The 628-nt window shown below is 77.7% G+C and carries 1 pseudogene; it reads left to right on the top strand.

Features of this window, described 5'->3' with window-relative positions:
- A pseudogene (locus G3I42_RS31980) lies at positions 1–628 on the top strand (hypothetical protein); the annotation flags it as partial.

The raw sequence follows: 628 nt of genomic DNA, 5'->3' as shown, positions 1-628 counted from the left end.
CACCCCGCCCGCCGCCTCGTCGACGCCGCCCACTCCGCGCTCTACCGGCCCCCGCCCGACCCCACCGCGCCCCGCTGGGCCGGAGCCCGGCTGCGCCCCGCGCCCCCCTCGTGGACCGGCGGCGACCCCGATCCCTTCGGCACCGCCGCCGGCCTCCTGCGCGCGGAAGGTCTCGCGGTCACCGCGTGGCTCGTCCTCGGCCACGACACACGCCTCGGCACCGCGCACCCGGACCTCACCGTCGTCAACTGCTACGGCGAGCACTACCGTTACGCGCTCTGCCCCTCCCACGCCGACGTCCGCGCGTACGCCGCCGCGCTCGCCGCCGAGGCCCTGGACGGCGTCCCCGTGGACGGCGTCTCACTCGAAGGCTGCGGGCAGTTGGGCGTCGTCCACGCGGGTGTGCACGAGAAGACGGAAGGCGCCTGGACAGCGGACGAGGCGCGCTGGCTCTCGGTGTGCTGCTGCGCGGCCTGCGCCCACGCCTGGTCGGCGCGCGGCCTCCACTCCGGCGCGGTGCGCGAGGCGCTGCGCACGGCGGTACGTACCGGAGTCGCGCCCGCCGACGATCTCGCGTCGACGCTCCTCGCCGTGCGCCACGAGGCCACCGATGCCCTGCGGGCCGGGG

It is taken from the genome of Streptomyces sp. SID11385 (genome assembly GCF_010548245.1).
Classification (GTDB): Bacteria; Actinomycetota; Actinomycetes; order Streptomycetales; family Streptomycetaceae; genus Streptomyces.
This window is presented reverse-complemented; position numbering and strand designations above follow the sequence as displayed.